Below are 22,714 nucleotides of genomic sequence, written 5' to 3' on the forward strand. Positions count from 1 at the left end.
TGGCGATGCCAAATTTAACCCAGCATAAACTGGCCATAATTTTAAGTGTCTCTGCCTCAGCTGCTTTAGCTAGTGAACAAGAGTATAAAGACCCTTTCTCTAATGAGCTCTCTGAAAGTTCCAAATCACAAGATCTTTCATCCAGTAATAGGGAAAGTGGTTATTATTGGAATTATGATATTTCCGCTATTACCTATCAGCAGCAGAATAGCGTGCGGGAAGACCAGTATTTTAACCCTGGAAATCTACAATTTGGTGAAAGAGAATCTTTGCTAGCACTGGATTTCAGTAGTCAGTTTTTATCGGGGCCACACTTTTCTACTTTTACTCGCCTAGCCTTTATTCAAGACTATAAGGTGGATGACGGTGGCGCCTCTTCAGAAGAGTTCAATGCCTACTTATTGGAGGGCTACTTATCTTCGTACATATCTAACCGGAGACTGGGTATTAATATTGGCAGGATCAAACCTCAGTGGAGTAATGGTTACAATTGGTCCCCTGCCAACTTACTCAAGCCTGTCTATGACCGACCAAATCTGGATACAGATGATCTGACTCAACAACAGGGTTGGGATATGGCGCATCTGGATCTTCGCTACGGTGACTGGAACGCGGGTATCTACATTGCTGAAGTGGAAGATAATCTGGATCGGAAGCTGGACCATCCGTTTGCTGACCACGAGTATCAATATGCATTGGTTCTGAATAGGGAGGGAGATCTGGATACCAGGTTGGTAGTACACCAGTTGGACGGTGGAGAACTGAATACGGCCCTGGGTTTGAGTGCATTGGCACGTGATAATATTACTCTACGATTTGAAGGGGCCTGGGAACAGCAACGCGAGCTGCCAGTGGCTAGTGATATCTCCTATGGAGGTCTACAGGATCACGGTTACCTAAAAGCAGTGCTAGGTGCTCAGATGAGCCTTAAAGGCGGCTGGGATATTACGGCAGAATATCTATACAACGAACATGGGTATGAGTCAGAAGAGTGGGACCAGGTTATCGAACAAGTGGATCTTGCCAAGCAAGGTTTACAGTCCGTTCAAGCGCCAGCTGCCTTTAATTTCCTGATTGATAGCTATGAGCTGTTATCGGTGGGACAGTTGCGTCGAGAGTATTTGTTTTTTATGTGGGGTAACACCCGGATTGAACGTAAGTTTCAGTATCGTCAGAGTATTCAATATAACATTGATGATCAGAGCCAGTATCATAACTTGGAATTAATCCAAAATTGGACAGAGCATTTCAGCACTCGACTTCAGGCCCAAGTGTTTAGTGGCTGTGAGAGTTGTGAGTTTGGTCTAATTCCGAATGAGCACTTGCTCCGCTTAAGTTTCTATTACGATTTTTAGTAATCTACTAACTGTTTATCTTCAACTAAAACAGTAAGAGGCTTTTGGGATTACTTATTGCTTCCAGCAAGGAAGTTTTCATATTTTTTTGCCTTCTCCAGGTTGCCGGATTCCCGATTAATGGAGATTAAAGCCCGAAGGATATCTATTGAGGAAGGGAATTGCTCAAGCCCCTTCTCAAGCGTTGCCAGGGCTTGTGTAGAGTTGCCAGCGGAGTGTAGTGCGATCGCATAGACATATATATAGCGGTTATCAGTTTGTGTAGACTCAGCGGCCAGTTTGAGATAACCGATAGCCTCTGAGTAGCGTTTCTGTCGTATTAATGATAGCCCTAAGGAGTGTTGTATTGCTGCCTTCCTCTCTGCTTTATCCAGGGCATTTCGCAGCACTTCTTCTGCACTTTTCTCTTTTCCCTTTATTCGATAAAGGTCTGCCAGATTGATGTATGCAGCTGTGTAATAGGGCGCTTTACTTATAGCTCGATGATAGAATACTTCTGCTTGCTGAGAGTTATCTCTCTGTTGATGTAGCCCCGCCAAGTTGGATAAGGATTCTGGTCGATCACTGTTAAACAATTCTGAGGTTATATATTCCTGAAGTGCCAGAGAAAATTGCTGGCGAACCTGAGCAGGGTAATTTCCCAGGGGTAAGGTTGCTAGAGCATTGGCGGCCAAAGAGCGGGTGACGCGTTCTCGCTCGTAGAGTAGAGGTATTCCCAAGGCAGGTCGTAATTGCTCCGGTATTCTATCTAATGACTGTGCCAGTGCCAGACTGAGTAGTGGTTCATCGCTTTGTGCTATGGATTGCAATAATTGTACAGAATCGCGGCTGAGGTATTCCGCCAGAAAGGTTATAGCGGTTGCTCTAGCGATTGCTGGCTGTTCTCGGTCTAGGATCAATTTACTTAATTTCTTCTCTGCATCCCATGCTCCTGTAAGGCCTGCGTGTAGAGCCTCGCCAAAGTGGTTTGTCTCTGCTGGGCCAAATCGCTTGCGCAGAACTTCAGCAGCCCACTGATTGCTTTGATTCTTATGGCAATTGATACAGGCATTTGGTGTTTTTAATTGATCTGAAAGGTCTGGACGGGGGATGCGAAAACTGTGATCGCGGCGGCTATCTACCTGCATAAAGTTCTTTGCTGGCATATGACAATTGATACATCGCGATCCGGGGCTGTTTATTGGGTGAAGATGATGATCGGTTTGAGCGAACTTCTCAGATAGATGGCACTGGGCACAAACCCCGTCGCCACTGCTACGTAACTGTAAACTATGGGGCTCATGACAATTGCTACAGGTGACGCCTGCACTATACATTTTACTTTGTAAAAAAGAGCCATAGACATAGACCTCTTCGTTAATTTGACCATCCGCATGATAGAGAGGTGGTTGTAGCAGGGCGAGGTTATAGTGATCCAAAAATTTACTCCCAGCAGTTGCGCCAGGTGAGAATGTCGCGCGCCTGGAATGGCATTGTGCACAAGTTTGTATTTCTTTGGCGAGCTTGGTTGATTTGCTTGAGGCTATGCCAGTTTCAAGGTTCATTTTCCACTGGTTTGTATTTAGCCTCTGTAATTCATGAGTAAAGCCAAAATTTTGAAGGCTCTGTTGTTGATTCTGAGCCCATTTAAGATGCTTGGAGGCGGGCCCATGACAGGATTCACAAGCGATATTTATCTCAGACCAACTGGTTTGAAATGTATCAGTTTGAAGATCGTAATTTTTTTGTAGATTAGTAGAATGGCAATCCGCACACATAAAGTTCCAGTTTTGATTAATGCCACTCCAGTGTAGGTAGTCTGTATGTTCGATCTTTTCATTAGGGTATAAATGGAACCAGCGTTGACCACCATCTACTGCTGGGCGGTTATCCCAAGCGATACTGAGTGCCTGTAGCCTCCCGCCGGGAAATTGAATCAAGTATTGCTGGAGAGGAGTTACCCCAAAAGTGTATGAAATGGGGAATTTTTCTAGAACACCTTCAGTTCCTTCGGTCTCGACAAAAAAATTTCCTTTGCGCTTGTAAAAGGTTGTAGTTACTCCGCCGTGGTCAAAGGTGGTTCCATCGAAGTTGCCGAGAACAGTGTCTTCACTGGCTGGCATCATGGCTTGCGCGTGATGGGAGTCTTTCCAGGCAGTGCTTTCTTTTTGGTGACAGTTTTGGCAGGAGGCTGAACCGATAAATGTTGCGTGTTCTTTCTCCGAATGACTTATCTGATGGGTAGTGGTTAAGATAGATTCGTTTTCATCAGTTTTATCCATTTCGGACTTTTCATTCTTATGCCCGCCACATCCAGCTAGTGGTAATAGAACGAGAACAATAAAAATCCTGTGAATTTTTCCAGCTATATTTATCATATATTTAGTTTTATTGACTTTTCTGTTGGATTGATCTGGCTTTGACAAGCCAAGATTAGTTCATTGTGTGCCACTTCAAGCAATCCATGTTTACTTGAGTCTCTTAACCCAATGGCTTTCTCTCAAAGAAAATTGACAGTTTTTTGCTTGCTGCTTCTGATAAATATTTTCCAATCCAGTCCAGGTGTGAGTGCAGATCTTCCATCATGGAATAATACGTCAACAAAATCTGACATCATAAGTTTTGTAAAAAAAGTGACGCGAGAAGGCAGTTCCGACTTTGTTCCTCCAGAGCTTCGTATTGCTGTATTCGATAACGATGGCACTTTGTGGGCGGAGAAGCCTGCTTACGTTCAGTTACTTTTTGCGATAGATGAGATTAAGCGATTGGCACCTGAGCACCCGAAGTGGCAGAAGGAGCAACCTTTTGCCTCCATTCTAAAAGAAGATTTTCATAGCTTATTGACCCTTGGCAAAGCGGATAGGTTAAAAATAATCAGTACTACTCAAACAGGTATGACAGATACGGAATTTAATAGGGTTGTAAATTCCTGGCTTACTGCCGCCAAAAACCCCCTTACGGGAAAGCCTTATCGAAATATGGTTTATCAGCCGATGCATGAATTGCTGGAGTACTTGCGCGCAAATGGTTTTAAAACCTATATATCTTCAGGTGGTGGAGTTGATTTCATTAGGGCACTCTCAATGAGCTTCTACGGCATCCCGCCGGAACAGGTAATTGGTAGCCGTTTTAAATTACGGTATGAAGATGATGATGGTCATCCTCAAATCATTACAACGGATAAACTTGACTTCGTGAATGATGGTGTAGGCAAGGCTATTGGCATAAGCCAGGTTATTGGGATCCGTCCAATTTTTGTTACTGGAAATTCAGACGGTGATTTACAGATGTTGGAGTGGTCTACTTCCGGTAAAGGGCCTCGTTTTGGCATGTTAATTCACCATACCGATAGTAAGAGGGAGTGGTCTTATGATAGTGGCTCTAAGGTAGGGCACCTGGATAAGGCTCTAAAAGCTGCCAAGCTCTATGGGTGGACGGTTGTAGATATGGCAAAAGACTGGGCAGTGGTTTTTCCTCAGTCTAAAGTCACCACACCTGAAAAGGAAATATCTGAAACACCGGTTGAAGATGGTGGTTAACATCCATCTTTCATGCCTTTGAATTCATTGCCGCAAAACCTTCTCTAATGAACGCTTTAAACAAGTTTGTCTAATCTTGTTGTATTACCCTCCCTAAAAAGCGTGAATTTACACCTATTGGCACCAGTAATTTTTAAAAGGTTTTTGTTGTCAATAGAGGTTTATTTGTCGCTATATGCACTCTCTATAGATGTTAAATGATTTATGAGACCCAATATGTTTTCATCCACTCTGGTATTCCGTCGATTGTTCATGGGTGCAATTGTATTGTGTTTTTTGCAATGGCACGTTATTGCTCAGCCTCAGCCTCAGCCTCAGCCTCAGCCTCAGCCTCAGCCTCAGCCTCAGTTGGAGGAGCAGGGGCAAACTCAAGCCCCACCGGAGCTTCAAGTACAGGATACCCCGCTTACAAAGCCCAATATCCTGGTGATTTGGGGGGATGATATCGGTATTTGGAATATCAGTTTTAATAGCCGAGGCATGATGGGTTATGCCACGCCCAACATTGATCGATTGGCTGTTGAGGGGCTGTCATTTACCGATTACTACGGCCAGCAATCTTGTACGGCCGGAAGGGCCGCTTTCCTGGCAGGTAATGTGCCAGTGCGTACTGGAATGACCAAAGTAGGGCTCCCAGGAGCCAAGGAAGGCTGGCAAAAGAGTGATGTGACAATTGCCACGGTTATGAAAAGCCTCGGTTATGTTACCGGTCAGTTTGGTAAGAATCACCAGGGTGACCGGAATGAACATCTGCCCACTAACCATGGGTTTGATGAGTTTTTCGGAAATCTCTATCATCTCAATGCTGAAGAAGAGCCAGAGAATCGCGATTACCCCAAAAATCCTGAATTCCGCAAAAAGTTTGGCCCACGCGGAGTGATCAAGTCTTATGCGGGTGGCTCTATTGAGGACACAGGCCCGCTCACTAAAAAACGCATGGAGACAATTGATGATGAAACTTTAGCTGCAGCTATTGACTTTATAGAGCGTGCTCATCAGGCCGGAAAGCCTTTCTTTGTCTGGTGGAATGCTACTCGGATGCATTTTCGTACTCATGTGCGAGAGGAGCATAAAAATCTGGCTGGACCGAACAGCAACGAGTATATGGATGGCATGGTAGAGCATGACATTCTGGTGGGAAAATTACTGAGTTTACTCGATCGTCTGAAAATTGCTGACAATACGATTGTGTTTTATTCCACCGATAATGGACCACACTTCAATACCTGGCCTGACGCGGCCACAACTCCCTTTCGCAGTGAAAAGAACTCCAACTGGGAGGGGGCTTATCGGGTACCGGCTTTTGTTCGCTGGCCTGGAAAATTCCCAGCTGGCACTACCCTGACGGGCATCGTTTCCCATGAAGACTGGCTGCCAACACTGGCTGCCGCCGGCGGAAACCCTAATATCAAAGAGCAACTAAAGCAGGGGGTGGAATTGAACGGTCGCCGCTACCGCAACTATGTCGACGGTTATAACATGTTGGATTACTTTTCTGGTAAGGCCAAGTTGTCACCACGAAAGGAATTTATATATGTTAATGATGATGGTCAAATAGTCGCTATGCGTTACGAGCCATGGAAAGCCATTTTCCTGGAGAATCGTGGTAAAGGTTTTGAAGTCTGGCGCGAACCTTTTACTGAACTGCGTATTCCTTTACTGTTTAATTTACGTCAGGATCCTTTCGAAAAAGCACAACATAGCTCCAATACCTATAATGATTGGTTTATTGATCGTGCATTTGTATTGGTTCCTATGCAGCAGCTCGCTGCCAAGTTCCTGAGCACCATGAAGGAATACCCCCCCAGTCAAGTTCCCGGCTCTTTCAATTTGGAAAAAGTACAAAAACAGCTAGAGGCTGGAGCTTCGGGTAGTAACTGAATTTTCATAGGGCGCTAAATTAGGTCACAGGGCATGAAAAGGTGATGAATTACTCTCTAAATAGAGAAGGAGGGTAGGAAGCTCAGGTCTATAGTAATCGCTTTAAGTCAGGTAAAGCACATAGATGATTTTTCCTGGATACACTTTGATGCGTAGCAACAAGCTGTTGTAATTAACAACGCTCTGGTTTGATACAAATTGTCATTCAGGTTTAGGGGTGTCAATTATAGTTGCTGTGGTTTTAAAGGTAACCTAATGATTTTGCCCTTAATCTAAAACAAGGCGTTTCCCCAAAGTTTGAATAGTGTTCAATTCTTAAAGTTAAAAAGTTATTTTAAGTTATCTTTCCCCTTGTTTTCGGTTCTATCGTACCTTATTTGCCTGATCAAAAGTTAAATTAGCTTACTTCCTTTATATGCCTGTATAGTGTCTAAGGTGCCTTATCGGCGTCTCTGTACATGAAATTTACAAATGGAATTTGGTGATATGTATCAATTTATAATATTGATCGCTTCAGCGGCTCTTTGGTTACCCTTACAATCAAAGGGCGCTGATAGTGCTCCACAACAAGCAAAACTTTTGTTTGAGCAGGCTGTTTCCTCAGATACTGTTCCTGGTATTAGCGTGGCCGTTGGCGATACTAATGGCACTCAGTGGGCTAAAGGATTTGGGTATTCAGATCTTGAGTCTAAAGTTCCTATGACCAAAAAAACAAAACTCCGTATTGGAAGCGTTTCTAAGGTGATTACTGCGGCTGCTTTGATGCGTCTGGTAGAGCAGGGAGTTTTAAATTTGGATTCAGAGGTAAGACTGTTGGTGCCAGACTGGCCTGAAACCCACCCAGCGATAAGCTTGCGCCAGTTAACCAATCACACCTCTGGAATTCGTGACTACATTATTCCGCATGAGTTTCTCTCGAATGTGCAATACAACAACACTTTAGAAGCTTTGAATATTTTTAAAAATGACCCTTTGCTTTTTGTTCCCGGTTCGGATCAGAGTTATTCTACTTATAATTGGACTCTTCTGAGTGCGGCAATGGAGTCAGCAAAAGGGGAAACCTTTAAGGAGATAGTTAGTACTGAAGTTTTTGAACCTCTAGGATTGAAGAGAACTACCTTTGATGATGCGGCACCAATTATCCCAAGTAGACAGGGCGCTTATTCTTTTTTTACAGGTGTGCTTATAAATTCTCCAGAGGTGAATAGTAGCTATAAGTATGCTGGCGGTGGAATATTATCCACGCCAAAAGATGTGGTGAAATTTGCGCTTTCTCATCTGAAGCCTGGTTTTCTGCAGGAGGAATCCATTTCTGAGCTATTTACTAACTCTAAACTTTCAGATGGAACAGAAACCAATATTGGTATTGGTTGGTTTCTTGGGGGGCAAGATTTCTTAGCTGGATATAACTCGGAAGAGTATGCGGATATAAGGCGTATTCTCCAAGTACACCCTAATTTGCTATACCACACGGGGCTAAGTATAGGAAGTACAAGTGTGCTTATACTTTGTCCTGAACACCAGCGGGCAGTGACTGTTATAAAGAATGTGGACTTGGAATCCAGTGCGGATCTGGTTGCCCTTGCTCTAAAGACCCTAGATCTCTTTCATAGTAATGAGCAAGTAAAATAGAAGACTCAACTCTCTGCGTGTACCTTAAGCTGGCCTCGTAGTCTCTGGATTGCGAGGTATCCCCGATCCTGAGTTGAAATTAATTGCTGGTTACCCAGCATTGTATTTATATACAGTATTTGATAGGTTTGTAGTAGATTGAGTGCTGACCTGTGGAGAGTTTGAGTTTAAGAATGAATTTTTAGTCATTGCTACCCTGCATCTTTTAGCTCTGCAGTTATTGCATTCCATTGAGGGATGGTTCTATCTAATGCCTTTTTGTCTTCTGTAGAGTTGTTTTAAGTTTGATTGATTTTCTAAATGTACCAATTGGAGGGTTTTATGCCACATGTAACAATTACAACAGTTAAAGAGCTAGTTGATGAGCGTGTGAAGAAGGAGTTGCTGCAAAAAATCAGTGATATTATGGTGGAGGTCGAAGGCGGCGGAGATGAGAGTTTTAGGCAGCATGTGTGGGTTTCTTTAGACTTGGTTGAGGCAGAAAACTGGTCGTTAGGTGGGCAAATCTTAACGAAAGAGGTTGCCTTGCAAATCAAAAAGAAAGCAGATTCCTGTAGAGCGTTGTAGAGTATTTCCTCCTGATACTTTTATCCTGCGCTTAAAATAAGCTTAATGTGATAAATAGGATGGTACTGCCCACAGCATATTTTTAATTCCTGACTGTAGATTATTGGAAATGGGATTAGTGAGATGATCAAAGCGATAGATATCGGTATTCCTAATGCCCTCGCTTTCAGGGTATCTGATTCAATTACAGAAAGTGATGTTTCCGAGACTTTGGCTCAAGCAAAGTTGCTTGGTGAGAAGTATAAGAGGATCACTATCTATGAGGAAATTGAGTCATTTAAGGGGCTTGAGTTCTCGGCAGTGCTAGAAAAATTGAAATACTTGGTTAATGTTGGTATTTCTAATATCTCTGCGGCAGCCATTCTGACGGATAAGCAATGGCTACAAAAGATTGTGAAGGTTGAAGATAAGATATTTAGGAATATAGATATCCAGTGCTTCTCTTTGGAACAGCGTGACGAGGCGGTTCAATTTCTCAACCGTTACAGGCCAGAAAAACTCGATTAACTCAGCAAGAGGTAGTTGTGGAATTTTTCTTCGGTTTGGGGCTCAAAGCAAAGAAATTACTACAGGGAAGGAGCTACCCTTAGTAAGGTGAACCCCTTTAGTTGTTCATCCATGCACTTAGCTGTGTATTGGAATACAAGTAACATCAATAATTGATAAAAATGAGGTAGTTATGGTCGTTGAACAAATTCCCGGCTTTGATCTGGTGGGGCTCTGCGCAAGAACAAAGAATGAGAATGAGGCGGATGCCTCTACTGCGCAAATAGCTCCCCTGTGGGAGAAGTTTAGTACCGAGGCAGCTCCCAAGTTTACGGGGGCTCCCCAGATTTATGGGGTTTATACCAACTATGAGTCAGACCATAGCGGGTTGTTTGATATCTATGCTTGCTCAGATCTGCTTTCAACAGATATGTCCGAAGATTTCAAGCCGATACATGTGCAATCGGGTAAGTATCTGGTGTTTTCCGCCCAGGGGGAAATGCCGCAGACGGTTATCGACATATGGGGTGAGATATGGAATTACTTTTCTTCACCGGATTGTCCTCACCAAAGAGCCTACACCACAGACTTTGAACATTACCTGAGCCCAAATGAGATAAGAGTTGCCATTTCAATCAAATAGTGGCCTTGGGGGTTCCTAAGAAGACTGTGCCTACAGGTTTAGGGCCCCTCTATCTTGCTTCCCTTCTTCAAAGAGCTTTTTCCGAAAGGCTTTCTGATGGTTGAAAAATGATCGCCTGCTTTACCAAAACTTCAAAACGCCCAGATAGACAGCATGGTCACTATGGACATGTCTCAGCGCCAAAATAGACAGTACTACTATTGCTGTCTCGGTTCGCTTGTGCATTAGGTGCTGGTTGGTGACATCCTATTTCCCACCTCTTCGATACTTTGTCTTTGCAGGTACCAATTCTTCCTCCTTCAAGTTTTCTAACCACATTTTCCTAACTTCCTCTTGAGAATTCCCATGAAACTATGGGGCTAGGAGGGAAATACAGGTGGGCAGCACACTTCTCCTTACAGGCTTCGCAGTTGTTTATTTCTTACTCTCGTTGTTCCTGGAGTCGTTTAGTCTCAGCCCTGAGAGCATCGGAAAAAAGCAAGCTAGCATGATTAAAAGGCACTTATCCTGATCCCAAGGTGCAGAGGGTAGGCCTTGTTAAAGTCCATAACACTAGATAGTCTTTAAGCCCCCTTGGACTGGCGGGTCTGTGCAAATTAGTGGCTCCCTTTGCATTATTCAGTAAGGTTGGAAGCTTTTTTGCGCAATATGTCTCGTCTATCACCGCATTGAAAAAGCAGGTTTATGAGCAACAACGAAAAGCGTCCCTTATATATCCCGCATGCTGGCCCCTCTCTACTGGAAATGCCACTGCTAAACAAAGGCAGTGCATTTACCCTAGAGGAAAGGCTCGAGTTTAATCTGGCGGGTCTCTTGCCGACCAATGTAGAGACTATTGAGGAACAGGCTCGACGGGCCTATTACCAGTACCAACAGTGTAAGACTGGCCTGGATAAGCATATCTTTTTGCGTGGTATACAGGACGATAATGAAACGTTGTTCTTTTACCTGATTGAGCATCATATTGATGAAATGCTGCCGATCATCTATACGCCTACCGTTGGGGCGGCCTGTGAGGAATTCTCTAATATTTATCGCAACCATCGAGGTCTGTTTGTTTCCTACCCAGACCGAGAATACATAGATGATATCTTGCGCAGTGCCACTAAGGAAAACGTCAAGGTTATCGTCGTTACCGATGGTGAGCGTATCCTCGGTCTTGGCGACCAGGGTATTGGCGGCATGGGGATTCCCATTGGTAAATTATCTCTATACACCGCCTGTGGTGGTATCAGCCCAGCTTACACACTTCCGGTCACTTTGGATGTTGGCACCAATAACCGCACTCTGCTCAGCGATCCTATGTATATGGGTTGGCGCCATGAGCGTATCTCTCAGAAGGAGTACGATGAGTTTTTAGAGCAGTTTATCGAGGCGGTGAAGCGTCGCTGGCCCAAGGTTTTGGTGCAGTTTGAAGACTTTGCCCAGACGAATGCCATGCCGTTACTGCAACGCTATAGGGATCAAATCTGCTGTTTCAATGACGATATCCAGGGTACCGCCGCTGTTACCCTGGGCACTATTTTGGCTGCTTGTAAAACCTGGCAGGAGCCCTTAACAGCCCAGCGGGTTTTGATTGTGGGTGCTGGTTCTGCCGGTTGCGGAATTGCTGAGCAGGTGGTGTCCGCCATGGTACAGGCGGGGCTTAGTGATACGGATGCGCGCTCGCGTATTTTTATGTTTGATCGCTATGGATTGGTCACCTCGGATATGAAGGGGCTGCATGACTTCCAGGCGGCGCTGGCTCAGTCACCGGATATCTTCGATGGGGCGCCCGAGTCAGACCTGCAAAGTCTGATCAGTAAGGTGAAGCCGAGTATTCTTATTGGCGTATCCGGGCAGGGTGGGTTGTTTAACCAACAAGTAATTGAGGCGTTACAAGCTGGCCATGAGCGCCCACTGGTGATGCCGCTTTCAAACCCCACCTCCCGCGCGGAGGCGACTCCTACGGAAATATATACCTGGACTAAGGGAGAGGCGCTGGTGGCTACCGGTAGTCCTTTTGCTGCCGTGGAAATTGATGGACGCCACCACCCGGTTGCTCAGTGCAACAATGTGTATATTTTCCCTGGTATTGGTCTTGGGGTGATCGCAGCCAACGCCACGCGGGTTACCGATGGCATGTTGATGGCAGCTTCCAACGCCCTGGCGGAGCAGGCACCAGTGGTGAAGCAGGGGGAGGGCGCGCTGCTGCCGCACTTGGATGATATTCGTGAGGTGAGCATTGATATCGCCAGAGCTGTAGCTGCTCAGGCACAGCTTGATGGAGTTGCCCCCAAAGTGAGCCACGAGCAGTTAGAGAGGTCTCTCAAGCGCAACTTCTGGCACGCAAACTATCGCAGTTATCGACGCCGTTCCTTCTAATCACCCTTAATAAATCTAAGCCGGGTATTTTTTACCCGGCTTTCTTTCCTTAAGCCAACTGCTCCCCAGAGTAGAAAACTTCCGGCCTGCGCAGCACAAGATAATCCTCCCATTGAAATCCGTTGCTTAGGAACTCGATCGCCGCCCTTACGCCGGACAGGAACAGGTGTTCGCAGTGTTCTCCTGGCATGGCGAAATCCAACCAGTGGGGATGCTCGCCGTTGGTCATAGGTTCTATAGCGATCTCTTTCACCAGCGTGTGGTATTCCGCATTTAGGCTGGCCCGCACATGGTTGTCGAGCATGTTACGGCAGGTATTGATTAGCCCCATGGCAAAGCGCCCCACCTTGTCAGACTTGGGTTGATAGTGGTCCACTTCCAGCTTAATGCCAAAAGTGGGTAGTTTGGGGGTACCGACTGGCTTGTGGAAGATATCAAAGGGGAAGTTGGATACCAGGCCACCATCCACAAACTGAATTTCTTTAGGAAAACCATTTTTAAAGAACAGCCTGGGGTCACCAATTCCCTTAATACTGCGCCAGTTCTCGGCCACTGAACTGCATTCATCCAGCTGGGGAATATTCTTCACTGTATAGGGTTTGAAAAAGCCCGGCACAGACATGGAAGCCCGTACGAATTCGGCGGGATTTATCGCATCCGGGTTGCTAAAGTAGAGTGGGGCCTTTGCCGGAAAAACAGCCCGTGTCTCAGTGGTAATATCCGCTGCTACCAGCGCCACTTCTGCAGCGCCCACCTGATGATCTGGTTCTCCCCGATAATGGAGAGTGGGAAACTGGTTGATACGCTGCTTAAGTTGCGCGGTATTGGTAATGCCCAGCTGGCGTAACTCTTCTTGCAACCATTGGCTAAAAGCGTCGCCAGGATTGAGGCCCTTATCTCGCAATAGCTGTTTGCAGGTACGCAGGGAGTCGAATGGGTGTAAGGCCAGGCTACTAAACAGCCCTTTGCCTTTGAGCAGGCGCTGCACCGTTTTACGCGCAAAGCGCTCACCATCTTCAAAGCTGGCAAAGTCCGCCTTAGCCATAATATCCAGTAACTTTGCACTCTTAAGTGAGCTCGGCGTACCGGCAGCGGCTAAAAATAGTGCATTGATGGCACCTGCAGAAGTACCTGCAACCTTGCGAAAGCGAATACCGGCCTTCTCAAGGATGTAGGTGTAGCCCACCAGGGCAATCCCTAGCATGCCACCGCCTTCCATCACCAGGTCGACATACTGGAGGCCGTTAGAGTCCTGCACATCACTAAATGACTTGCCTTCGATCGATGTACGCGAATTTTGCCAAAGGGTATCGGCTTCGGAGATGGCGCTGGTCACCCACGCTGTGTTACTCATATGATTTTTCCCTGAGGTGGCAGTAGGTTCCATACGAAAGTTGAAATGATTATTGGCTAAAAGAATGGGGCAGGGTATCACCCAGAATCAGATTCGCCTTAGCATCCAGTTTGTTTTTCGTGCCTTCCCACTTGGGCATCACTAGATCCAGTAAGCGGTAAAATCTCTAAGGCAGTGCTTTTACTAAATGAGGATACAAAGGTGGGCGTGCACGGATACGGTTTTCGTTGCTACGGTGGCCTTCATCGATAGGCGCAATCAGGTCTGCACTGAAGGTGAAGTAATCCGGTGATTCGATTTGAGATCCGGCTGGAAGCACAGCGCCTTGTCCCTTGCCTGTAGTACCATAGTCAAGGGCTTGCCAAAATCTGCGGTATGCCAATGTATGCCACCCACCTTCGCTGCCAAGCTGCGCAATAAGCTCTATTAGCCGTACAGTGCCAAATACCTGCCAGTAACGTACAGCGATCCTACTGTTTTTATCGTTGAGTCGAGTACGGTAGCGGGATCACCTTCAGCAGCTGTTGGAGCGACGGTTAGCTGATCAACAGTAGATCATTGGATCATTGTCACCCAGGACCAGCTCTCTGCAGGCAGTGCTTTGTTCCGTGCTGGGCTGCACACTATGTCAGTTAAGTGGTCTATAGATTTTTGTGAAAGTGGCCAATTTTCACCAGCAAAATGAAAGGTCCACTGGCGCCAGCTCTTGGTGCAGTATTTACGAGAGCACACCCGGCTCAGATTTCTATTGCGGGCTTCGTGACTTCGGAGTGAGACAGAAACTTAATCCTGACTGTATAGTATGGCCAGCGCGGGGATCTTCACTGCGTATTCTTTTCGTAGTTTCGGTACGGCTATGTAATCAATTCCACGATAATAGATATCTCCAAAAGGAAATCTGTTTCTTATTGAGATAAAATTTTTTCTGGGCTGTTGAGAAACTGAGAAAGCGCTATTGCCAGTCCGCTACTAACGAGCTTGTGTTATAGGTGATATAGGTTAGAGGCCTGTGAGGTTGCAGGCTTGTTTAAAGTAGTGGGCAAGTTGTTGTTTCTACTATCCAGTGGTTTTGGGGCTGGGTAGACTTTGGTGTGAGTGACTGTGCGTAGTTTCCGAGTACTAATGTCACGGCTAGAGCATTAAACTTGTTATTAATGCGCCACACCCTAAAAATGCGAGAGGTTCACTTTTTGGGTTGGGCTGCCAAATAGCTAGTGAATAATTAATATTATCCACTAGCTGAAATTACTGACTACTAAATTGATACACCCATATTGTCTTTAGTGCCGACACAATATCCAAATATTTCGTGGAAATAGAGGCTTTTACATTCAAAGTTGGATGCGATATGGAAAGTGTCATTTGGGAATTTAGGATCGTAGAGTCCCAGGTTGCTTTCGGTTCCCACACAGTAGATATCACCTCTTGGGTCACCGGGCCTAAAGGCAATCCAGTCCAGTTTCCAGCCGCCCAGATCACCCTGATCATCCCACTTGTTGTCAATGGGGTTCCATTTGCCTACGTTACCTTTTTCACCAACACACCACATTTCTCCGGAGTTATCGAAGGCAATCATTTTTAGGTCCCAGGGCTTTTCAATGTCCGGTTCCTCCCATGCTCCAGTGGTGGTATTCCACTTGGCAAGATTACCTTTAGTTCCAACGCTCCACATTGCATTTGACTTGTCAAATGCAATCATTTTGGAATCCCAGGATTGGTTGTACTCTTTTTTGTCAACGAGGCCAAAAGTTCTTGAATTCCACTTTCCGATGTTATTCGAAGTTCCCACACACCACAGGTTATCTTCTCTATCAAAAGTGACCATATTTAAGTGCCACGTTGAGAGGAATCCTCTGTCTTTAAAGTTCATTTCCATGATTAATCTCCTTTGGGTTTTTGGATCGGGGCTTTCTAGTGCTTCGGGGTACCAAAATCTGAAGACTTAAAGTGAATTCATTGAATAATTAATAAACCAGCTGGAGCCTTGGTAACATTTTTGTTGGCAGTTTTCAGGAAAAAGTATGCGTAGCCTTTTGAAAGGATAAGTTTTTTATTTACGCTTAGTACTTTCCAGTAAAGACTTACCATGTGCCGGCTTATTTATTTTCTATTCGCCGGGTACGGTCTATTCAATGGCGGCTATTGCTGCAAAAAGTGAGATTGAGGCCTTGTGGCTGGTTATATTTCTGTCCACTGAAGGGTAGAATTGGCCACTCGGCTTGATAAAAACCTCCTAATCAGTTGTTTCAAACGATCTTAAAGCAAAGGTCTGTAATTTAATATCCTCTCCCGCTAAAAGGGCGGGGATTCCTACAGGTGGTTGGTGCCATCTTGGAAATGGTCTTCCAATAGAAGAAAAGTTAGAAAAATAAAATAATTGCGGGATCCCTAGATGTCGGGGATGGTGATTCAGCTGCCGGATGGCGTCAAGGGCATTTATACCCTTCTATCCTGAGCGTGATGCAGCGGCTTAGGCTGTGGGAGTCACTACCGGATAACTCGTGTTGGCGACAGACTCTCCTTGATTGTTTTCTGCGCTGCTGTGGTGGGCCTTCGGTATGGCTGGGGTAGCTAATCTATAGAGAGTCCTGTTCGCGGAAGGACTGTTGAGGCGCTAATGACGCCAGAGCAGTGGCTGGGGCTTGTTAGCAGGGAGAGGAGGTCAAATATGATTCGGCTTAGTGCATGTATCTTGGCGAGCCTGGTTCTGGGATTATGTGGGAGTTTGAGCCTGGCCGAGACGGAGCAAAATAAAGGAAGGTATCTCGGGGCCTTTAATGACCCGGTGGCTTATTGCCGAGTCGTGGTCAATGCCGATAGCCCGGAAGAACCCTATATAGGCCCGGCAAAACCGCAGGTAGTGTTATCGGGTATTTACCAGGCGGCTGGTATTTCTGCCGGTGCTCCGAGGGATTGGGTTGCGGGGGGTACTTTTTGGCGTTGTATGCATGGCGGAGTCTATGCGTGTTTTGTCGGCGCCAATCTTCCCTGTGAAGAAAAGGCGGACACTTCGAAGGAGCCAAGTGAGGCAATTGCCGCTTACTGTAAGAGCAACCCTGCGTCGGAATCTATACCAGCCGTTGTGACTGGACGGGTGACTATCTATGCATGGCACTGTGAGAATGGCGTTCCAGAAATTACCCGCCAGGCGCTACAGGTTGATGAGCGGGGTTATATTGCTAATTATTGGTATCGGATGGATCGATCAGGATAAAGAGTAATTTTCGCGAAAGTGGTTTGCCTTATGGTAATGGAGGGCTTCTGCTACTGAGGTGTGAAAACATAATGCCGCTGTGAAATGCGGGCAAACTATTTTGGGTTTAGCGCACTTAGTGTTAGTGTCGGATAAGGCCCTAGGGGAGGGGGTTGCTCCCCCGCTGCTTTTGTGGCCTCTAAAATCTGCAAATTTTCCCCTTTAGGCCTGCTCGTTATCCAGTTTTTTCGCGAGCTTGTGCCCTTCATCAGAGTCCCCAAGTTTCCAATAACTGGAAATGTAAATATGGGTTTTGGGGATTTCTTTATCCTGCTTAAAAAATTTCCGTAACTGCCGCATGCTACTAAATTCGCAGGCGGCCCAGATGGCGGCTTGGCCTGGAAGCCAGGGCAGTGCCTGAATTTTAGGGAGGAGAAGTTCGCCGGAAGGGAGGGAATTTACCATCCAGTGTAGCTGCAGCTTTTTTGGGTGTTTCAGTGGCTGAATATCCGATTCGCTTGAAACTTCTATCACAGCATATCCGCTGGCCTCATCAGGTAGTTGGGCCAGGTTAACACTGATGGCGGGTAGTGCGGTCATATCGCCAGCGAGTAAAAACCAGTCGGCCTCGGGGTTGACCAGCTTCTTGGGGCCTGGTCCTCTTATCAAAATAGAGTCTCCGGGTTGTGCATTGGCCGCCCAATTTGAGGCTGGCCCTTCATGTTCATGCAAAGCGAAGTCGATATCGATTTCTGTCTGCCGTTGGTGCCTGATGGTATAGCTTCTCATCAGTGGGCGTTCACCTTCACCCTGGGGGAAAATCAGTTTTATATAGGCGCTTTCCTGGTCGCAGGGGAAGGATTCCAACTCTTCGCCACCCAGAGTGATACGTAACATGTGTTCTGATATTTTGGTGGAGCGCAAAACGACCAGCTCTCGTGTGCGTTTTTCAGCCATAGTATTGAGGCTCCTTAATCTGAAGTAGGATGTTCGGTCAGGTTCTCGATCATAACGCTGGCGATATGGGCAAACGCCTTGAGTTCTTTTTCGCTCAGGTTGTGAGTCATTACAGCGATAACCTCTGTTTCCAGGTTATGCACTTTTTCAAGAATCTTTTTTCCTGATGTTGTGGGAGCAAGGAACTGACTGCGGCGGTCATTAGGGTTGTCTGTTTTTTTGATAAGTTTGGATTGAACCAACTCATTAAGTACCCGTGTAATCTGGGCCTTATCTTGATTCATTCGCAGTGCAATTGACCGTGCGGTACTCTGCGGATACTTGCAAATTCCCTTGAGCACGCGAATATGATTTACCGGAAGGTCAATTCTTTGCTCCTGAATGCTGATCCGCAGCTGCTTTTTGTAAGCGTGGATCAGCTGGTGCAAGGTTTCGTTGACTGAGTAGCTCACAGGGTTGTCGCGTTAACTTGATTGATATTATCAACTTTATTTTAGGCGGTTGATTGTGTCAACTAAATCGAAGGGTATTGTTTTGGGGCGAAAGAAGCTTTTCGTCGAGGGAGAAATTATTGTGTGAGCTTTGCAGAAACTTTCGCCTTTGGGCGCAAAGTATTGAAAGCTAAAAAGCCGATTAAAGGGGAGGGGGAGCCCCTCCCCAAGAGCGAAAGGAGTCGCGCTTACCAGGTTAAGCTGATATCGGTTCCATCAAACTTTACGTCTGAGTCATACACATATTTCAATGTGCCCTTCCAGAAGGAGCCGTGCCACTCCCAGTCGGCATCGTAGCTGACCTCATTGAGCACCTTTTGACTAAAGGCTTCAAAGCTGCCATAGCGCTCCTCGCTACCCATAATCACTACCCAGGTTTGTTCGTTCCAGTCGCAGCTGACGGTATTGGAGTCGCCGTTACCGCAGGGATAGCGCACGGCGATATAGCCGTCGTCTTCCTTGCCGAATTTCCAGTTACCGCTGCGCTTCTCCTCCTCGAAACCTTCGGGCCACTGCAATGCCACGTTGGAGCCGCCGGAATGGAACAGTTCAATTGCCGGATAGGGGTTGTATTGGATTACAGCAACATTGTTCACCTGCTTAATCTTGGGATGGTGATCGTTTTGCATGGTGCTGTTGCCATCGCCAACCTTCGCCCAGACCGATTGGGTGCCGGTAGTGGCAATCCAGGGCGTTTGCTGATAGCCCTGGCGACCACCCCAGTAATTCTGAATGGAGTGCATCATCACACCGCCATCCTTATACATGGAAAAGTTAGCACCAGAGAGCACGGAGCTGCGGCTGAATACCGCTCCGGCCTTGGCGGCAGCAGGGGCGGCAGCTTCTGAAAGCCCCAGGAACTGGTCGAAGGCCTTCAGTCCTTCATAGCCTTCAAGCTGATATTTACTGACGAACCAAGCGGTATCGGCAGCTACATCCGGGTGGAAATAAGCCCCCTGACTCCAATAGAAAGGCACGCGCTCTTCGCGGGGGAAGTCAGCATAAATATCGTTTTTGGCATCGCCGAGAGAGTGGCCTACCGAGTAATTCATATTCAGGTCTTTACCGAAATACTTGAAGATGTCATCGGTAATTTCCAGGCCAGAGGTGGCCAGCATTACACCTGCGGGGCTCGGTGTTCTCACTGATTCCTTACCGAGACCCGTTAGCAGGTAAATGATGCGGTTGATGTTGCCGCCGGAACCGTTCCTGCGGTAGCCGTCATTACTGCGGCCTGCGGCTGAGAAAAGGATGCCCTGGTCGTTAGTGACCAGTAGTATGTCCTGCAGCAGGCGTTGCGCAGCGCCCGTGGCCAGCTCGCGAATTTCTGCATCTTCAGAAAAATCGACGAGGTTAAGTAGCGCAGATAGGGTGTAGGGGTAATAGACCGGGGAGTAAAACTCATAGAAACCATACTGGTTTTTTACTTCCAGGTATCGCTTTAAGCGCTTGTAAGTTCTGTCGTCTTCAAATGCACCGTACTTTTCCTGTAGAAGATACTGGGCAGAAGTGTACATAATCATATGGTTTTCAGAGGCGAAGACGTGATCCCCAGTGCCGCCTTCCTTAAACCAGAATTGATACCCGTCCAAAGCAGCAAAGAGTTCATCTTTGATTTCTGGGCGGAAAAACAGGATACGGATGAGTCTGGTAAGGGTGAAGTCTGAATTCTTCTTGCCGCCATTGCGCAGGACATCCAAATTCTTATTCAGCGCCTCCCAATTGAGCTCATCGCCGGTGTATGCCTGTAAGACGACAGCGGTATCATTAGTGGAAGAAACGCCCTCTTCAATATATTGCAGCTGCCTATCTTGATAGGCGCTCTCATCAAAAGACTGCGCATTGACACTGGCTGAATGTATCGCCAATCCTAAAAAAATCGGGTACAGCATTCCTACTACTGGTACTTTCATCAGTACTTGTTCCTATATTGATTTTGATTTCTGGTGTTAAACACCATAAATGTACCACTTGTGTATTACAGGAATTTATTGGATTAAACGATAGGTATTTTCTCTCGCTGAAGGTTGCCGATTCGATCAGTTGGGTCCCTTGGTTCTCACTTTTAAAATATATTTTTGTTCAGGTTTCTTTTGGGTCTGATTGTTTATTTTTTATGTCTTAAAAGTGAATTTTAGTGTTTGTTAATTGGTACGGTATGGTATTAAAAATAAGTTTGCTATTTGCTTAGGGAGTAGATGGTCTATTACAGATTGGTGGGTTTTGTAGTCTTTTGAGGGCTGTGCAGAAGGGCTCGAATAAAAGGCGTTGAACGGTTGCTGCTTTTTGCTGCCGTAAAAATTTGTAGTGGTGGTGTTGGTCTGTTGATAAGGAGATTGGCTTGGAGGTCTCTAATTTATTCAGGCGTGAAATCTTGGCGCGGATTTGAGTTTGCTACTTTAAAGTCAGCGTTTAAGGTTTAGGCTTCTACAGGTTCTGGGGCAAAAAATGAAAAAACTACTAATTTTCTTTGCGGCCGGTTGTTTGGGTGCTGTGGCAAATAGCGTTGTGGTCTGGTTGTTTGGGGATTTTGGAATAACCCCATCTCTCGGTGTATCTATCACCCCTACATTATCTGCTGAATGGCTATATCCCAGAGTGGTATGGGGTGGCATTTGGGGTCTGTTTTTTATTCTTCCTTTCCTACCATCAAAGCTGTTGTTGAAAGGAAGCATCTTGAGCCTACTCCCCACGGCGTTCCAGCTTTTTGTTGTTTTTCCTGTGATGGCCGGTAAAGGTATGGCAGGGCTTGAGCTGGGGGCGCTTACCCCAATTTTTGTAGTATTTTTTAATTGGATCTGGGGGATTGTTACCGCGCTCACCATAAAGTGGGCTGAGTAATTCGGCTTGGTTCCTTTTTTGATCGGTTTACATTAACAGGATTCTTTTGGCGGCTTTCAAGCCCCGGCTGGTCGTTGTTGAAAGCCCCTCCAGCCAGTGATCAATAATGCGGTAAGCAAGTTCGTGTCTTTGCGGGCCGCTTCTACTCTCAGTTAATTCCCCTAGAACCCAGTGATTGTGTGCTATCCAGGTATCCCGAGCGATAGATCGAATTTGTGGGTCTGCCTCGCAGAATAGGGGCAGCGCCGTACTGAGATTGCTGGATTGTTGTAAGGTCTCCCTGCTAATAGGTGGTTGCCCTTGGGCTTTCCACCAGTCTCGGGCGCCTTCGGGGTCGTGTCCAAAACGTTGTTTGAAAGATTGGGTGAATGGGCTGAGGAAGGGCCAGTTGCTCCCTTTTACTATCCGCTCAACGATTTCTCTGGTGGTTGCCCGGTCGCCAAATTTCTCCGGATCGTAGAGCACACGGTCTTTAGCTGCGGCATGTATTGGGCTGGTGGCATCGGCGGTAATCTGGGTATTTGCCGGCAGGGCAGCTGCGGCAATCGGCAGCAGTGATGGAGCACCGAGTCCGAGGCAGTGGAATCTTTGCAAGGGTATGTTGCGATCCTGGTAGCCATCTGTAATGCCTTTAAGCACTTGTGCCAAGCGCACATAACGGCGTGGTACAGGCCTATCCAGTTTGAAAGAGGCTCGGTTGAGCACAAAGAAGTCTGTCGCATTTAAATCCCCGCAAATACTGGCCAGCCCTATGGCAGCTGAATGCACCCCGCTTTGTGCGGCCAGCCGACCGGCGTCCCGGCCGGTGTTGTAATCCATTGCGCTCAGTACTGCATAAACAGTCAAGCCTTGGCTTAGTGGGTGTTCAGCGATTTTTTCCCATAGTCTCAGGCTCTGACGATTGCGCGCGGCGATACGCTCTGGTCGCCAGCCGGTAATTTCCCGCTCCAGGTCCAAAGCCACCAGGCAGGTAGTGGCGAAGTCCTCCTGAGCGATCAGGTGGGTGGGGTGCATTAACAGCTGGCGCTGCAGCAGGAGATTGGTATCAATGCTATTTGAACGCTCATTACAGTTGGCCAGTACTCTCTCCGCCAGTGTATCTGCCAATATGCGCAAATCTTTTGGGACTTCATTGCCGCGGGGCAGTTGACCCAGTTGACGGCGCAGAGCTTTTACCCGCAGGGTTACTTGTCGGGCTTCTTCAGAGAACTGCGAGATGACCGCATCAATCAGTTGTTTGGTGCCGTTATCGGCAAACAGGGGCAACCCTCTACGGCGTACTTCTGCCGCCATTTGCAGATTGGGATTGGTAATCCGGTGGGCAGATAGCAGGTAGCCTTCGGCGGTAATCATATGGTTGGCAAAGGCATCCAGTGTCTGCCGGCGTAAATTGGCGATAAATCGCATGGTGGTCATTTGCCAGCAAAAGTCT

General features: G+C 46.6%; 18 protein-coding genes. 10 read left to right on the forward strand and 8 right to left on the reverse strand.

The window, feature by feature from the left end; all coding sequences use genetic code 11:
- Positions 1-5: 5 nt before the first annotated feature.
- Positions 6-1,355: a hypothetical protein gene (locus tag ACJJIB_RS09915; RefSeq protein ID WP_444888744.1), complete on the forward strand. Its 1,350-nt coding sequence runs from the start codon at positions 6-8 to the stop codon at positions 1,353-1,355.
- A gap of 50 nt (positions 1,356-1,405) precedes the next feature.
- Here ACJJIB_RS09915 and ACJJIB_RS09920 read toward each other — a convergent pair whose 3' ends face one another.
- The gene (locus tag ACJJIB_RS09920; RefSeq protein WP_444888747.1) at positions 1,406-3,616 is read right to left on the reverse strand and encodes a tetratricopeptide repeat protein; all 2,211 of its coding nucleotides are present in this window, start codon (positions 3,614-3,616) and stop codon (positions 1,406-1,408) included.
- A gap of 207 nt (positions 3,617-3,823) precedes the next feature.
- On the opposite strand from ACJJIB_RS09920, the gene ACJJIB_RS09925 reads away from it, so the two are divergent.
- The 7 genes from ACJJIB_RS09925 (at position 3,824) to ACJJIB_RS09955 (ending at position 12,446) form a co-directional block, all read left to right on the forward strand.
- On the forward strand, positions 3,824-4,873 hold the full coding sequence (locus tag ACJJIB_RS09925; protein ID WP_444888748.1) for an HAD family hydrolase: 1,050 nt from the start codon (positions 3,824-3,826) through the stop codon (positions 4,871-4,873).
- 216 nt (positions 4,874-5,089) lie between these two features.
- Positions 5,090-6,754: an arylsulfatase gene (locus tag ACJJIB_RS09930; protein WP_444888749.1), complete on the forward strand. Its 1,665-nt coding sequence runs from the start codon at positions 5,090-5,092 to the stop codon at positions 6,752-6,754.
- A gap of 471 nt (positions 6,755-7,225) precedes the next feature.
- Positions 7,226-8,386, forward strand: a complete 1,161-nt coding sequence (locus ACJJIB_RS09935; protein ID WP_444888751.1) for a serine hydrolase domain-containing protein — start codon at positions 7,226-7,228, stop codon at positions 8,384-8,386.
- Positions 8,387-8,707: 321 nt separating this feature from the next.
- On the forward strand, positions 8,708-8,953 hold the full coding sequence (locus ACJJIB_RS09940; RefSeq protein ID WP_444888753.1) for a tautomerase family protein: 246 nt from the start codon (positions 8,708-8,710) through the stop codon (positions 8,951-8,953).
- 123 nt (positions 8,954-9,076) lie between these two features.
- Positions 9,077-9,460 carry a SpoIIAA family protein gene (locus ACJJIB_RS09945; RefSeq protein ID WP_444888754.1) on the forward strand — a complete coding sequence of 128 codons (384 nt, stop codon included), beginning with the start codon at positions 9,077-9,079 and terminating at the stop codon, positions 9,458-9,460.
- Between the two features lie 172 nt (positions 9,461-9,632).
- Positions 9,633-10,082, forward strand: coding sequence for a GyrI-like domain-containing protein (locus tag ACJJIB_RS09950; RefSeq protein ID WP_444885264.1), 450 nt, complete (start codon positions 9,633-9,635; stop codon positions 10,080-10,082).
- A 684-nt stretch (positions 10,083-10,766) separates the two neighbouring features.
- Entirely contained in the window at positions 10,767-12,446 is a 1,680-nt protein-coding gene (locus ACJJIB_RS09955) for an NAD-dependent malic enzyme (RefSeq protein ID WP_252085557.1), read from the forward strand.
- Positions 12,447-12,495: 49 nt separating this feature from the next.
- On the opposite strand, the gene ACJJIB_RS09960 is transcribed toward ACJJIB_RS09955, so the two are convergent.
- The 3 genes from ACJJIB_RS09960 to ACJJIB_RS09970 form a co-directional block, all read right to left on the reverse strand.
- Positions 12,496-13,800, reverse strand: coding sequence for a patatin-like phospholipase family protein (locus ACJJIB_RS09960; RefSeq protein WP_444888755.1), 1,305 nt, complete (start codon positions 13,798-13,800; stop codon positions 12,496-12,498).
- Positions 13,801-13,966: 166 nt separating this feature from the next.
- Positions 13,967-14,182 (reverse strand): hypothetical protein, encoded by a 216-nt coding sequence (locus ACJJIB_RS09965; protein WP_444888756.1) that lies wholly within the window; start codon positions 14,180-14,182, stop codon positions 13,967-13,969.
- Positions 14,183-15,055: 873 nt separating this feature from the next.
- On the reverse strand, positions 15,056-15,676 hold the full coding sequence (locus ACJJIB_RS09970) for an NHL repeat-containing protein (protein WP_444885261.1): 621 nt from the start codon (positions 15,674-15,676) through the stop codon (positions 15,056-15,058).
- A gap of 792 nt (positions 15,677-16,468) precedes the next feature.
- On the opposite strand from ACJJIB_RS09970, the gene ACJJIB_RS09975 reads away from it, so the two are divergent.
- Complete coding sequence (locus ACJJIB_RS09975) at positions 16,469-17,014, forward strand: hypothetical protein (RefSeq protein WP_444888757.1); 546 nt, start codon at positions 16,469-16,471, stop codon at positions 17,012-17,014.
- A gap of 201 nt (positions 17,015-17,215) precedes the next feature.
- On the opposite strand, the gene ACJJIB_RS09980 is transcribed toward ACJJIB_RS09975, so the two are convergent.
- The 3 genes from ACJJIB_RS09980 to ACJJIB_RS09990 form a co-directional block, all read right to left on the reverse strand.
- On the reverse strand, positions 17,216-17,950 hold the full coding sequence (locus ACJJIB_RS09980; RefSeq protein ID WP_444888758.1) for a siderophore-interacting protein: 735 nt from the start codon (positions 17,948-17,950) through the stop codon (positions 17,216-17,218).
- Between the two features lie 14 nt (positions 17,951-17,964).
- On the reverse strand, positions 17,965-18,378 hold the full coding sequence (locus ACJJIB_RS09985; RefSeq protein WP_444888759.1) for a MarR family winged helix-turn-helix transcriptional regulator: 414 nt from the start codon (positions 18,376-18,378) through the stop codon (positions 17,965-17,967).
- Positions 18,379-18,629: 251 nt separating this feature from the next.
- Complete coding sequence (locus ACJJIB_RS09990; protein WP_444888760.1) at positions 18,630-20,354, reverse strand: hypothetical protein; 1,725 nt, start codon at positions 20,352-20,354, stop codon at positions 18,630-18,632.
- Positions 20,355-20,889: 535 nt separating this feature from the next.
- Here ACJJIB_RS09990 and ACJJIB_RS09995 point away from each other — a divergent pair.
- Positions 20,890-21,282 (forward strand): hypothetical protein, encoded by a 393-nt coding sequence (locus ACJJIB_RS09995; protein ID WP_444888761.1) that lies wholly within the window; start codon positions 20,890-20,892, stop codon positions 21,280-21,282.
- 27 nt (positions 21,283-21,309) lie between these two features.
- Here the strand turns inward: ACJJIB_RS09995 and ACJJIB_RS10000 are convergent, their stop codons facing one another.
- Entirely contained in the window at positions 21,310-22,698 is a 1,389-nt protein-coding gene (locus ACJJIB_RS10000; protein WP_444888762.1) for a hypothetical protein, read from the reverse strand.
- Positions 22,699-22,714: the final 16 nt, after the last annotated feature.

The organism is Microbulbifer mixtoriginis (SeqCode), from assembly GCF_052467705.1.

What these genes read in the sequence shown, in the direction of transcription:
- ACJJIB_RS09970 (WP_444885261.1), bottom strand. Translation starts at nt 15,676, where the DNA reads ATGGAAATGAACTTTAAAGACAGAGGATTCCTCTCAACGTGGCACTTA.
- ACJJIB_RS09915 (WP_444888744.1), top strand. Translation starts at nt 6, where the DNA reads ATGCCAAATTTAACCCAGCATAAACTGGCCATAATTTTAAGTGTCTCT.
- ACJJIB_RS09930 (WP_444888749.1), top strand. Translation starts at nt 5,090, where the DNA reads ATGTTTTCATCCACTCTGGTATTCCGTCGATTGTTCATGGGTGCAATT.
- ACJJIB_RS09995 (WP_444888761.1), top strand. Translation starts at nt 20,890, where the DNA reads ATGAAAAAACTACTAATTTTCTTTGCGGCCGGTTGTTTGGGTGCTGTG.
- ACJJIB_RS10000 (WP_444888762.1), bottom strand. Translation starts at nt 22,698, where the DNA reads ATGACCACCATGCGATTTATCGCCAATTTACGCCGGCAGACACTGGAT.
- ACJJIB_RS09990 (WP_444888760.1), bottom strand. Translation starts at nt 20,354, where the DNA reads ATGAAAGTACCAGTAGTAGGAATGCTGTACCCGATTTTTTTAGGATTG.
- ACJJIB_RS09945 (WP_444888754.1), top strand. Translation starts at nt 9,077, where the DNA reads ATGATCAAAGCGATAGATATCGGTATTCCTAATGCCCTCGCTTTCAGG.
- ACJJIB_RS09955 (WP_252085557.1), top strand. Translation starts at nt 10,767, where the DNA reads ATGAGCAACAACGAAAAGCGTCCCTTATATATCCCGCATGCTGGCCCC.
- ACJJIB_RS09920 (WP_444888747.1), bottom strand. Translation starts at nt 3,616, where the DNA reads ATGGATAAAACTGATGAAAACGAATCTATCTTAACCACTACCCATCAG.
- ACJJIB_RS09950 (WP_444885264.1), top strand. Translation starts at nt 9,633, where the DNA reads ATGGTCGTTGAACAAATTCCCGGCTTTGATCTGGTGGGGCTCTGCGCA.
- ACJJIB_RS09975 (WP_444888757.1), top strand. Translation starts at nt 16,469, where the DNA reads ATGATTCGGCTTAGTGCATGTATCTTGGCGAGCCTGGTTCTGGGATTA.
- ACJJIB_RS09980 (WP_444888758.1), bottom strand. Translation starts at nt 17,950, where the DNA reads ATGGCTGAAAAACGCACACGAGAGCTGGTCGTTTTGCGCTCCACCAAA.
- ACJJIB_RS09940 (WP_444888753.1), top strand. Translation starts at nt 8,708, where the DNA reads ATGCCACATGTAACAATTACAACAGTTAAAGAGCTAGTTGATGAGCGT.
- ACJJIB_RS09935 (WP_444888751.1), top strand. Translation starts at nt 7,226, where the DNA reads ATGGAATTTGGTGATATGTATCAATTTATAATATTGATCGCTTCAGCG.
- ACJJIB_RS09960 (WP_444888755.1), bottom strand. Translation starts at nt 13,800, where the DNA reads ATGAGTAACACAGCGTGGGTGACCAGCGCCATCTCCGAAGCCGATACC.
- ACJJIB_RS09925 (WP_444888748.1), top strand. Translation starts at nt 3,824, where the DNA reads ATGGCTTTCTCTCAAAGAAAATTGACAGTTTTTTGCTTGCTGCTTCTG.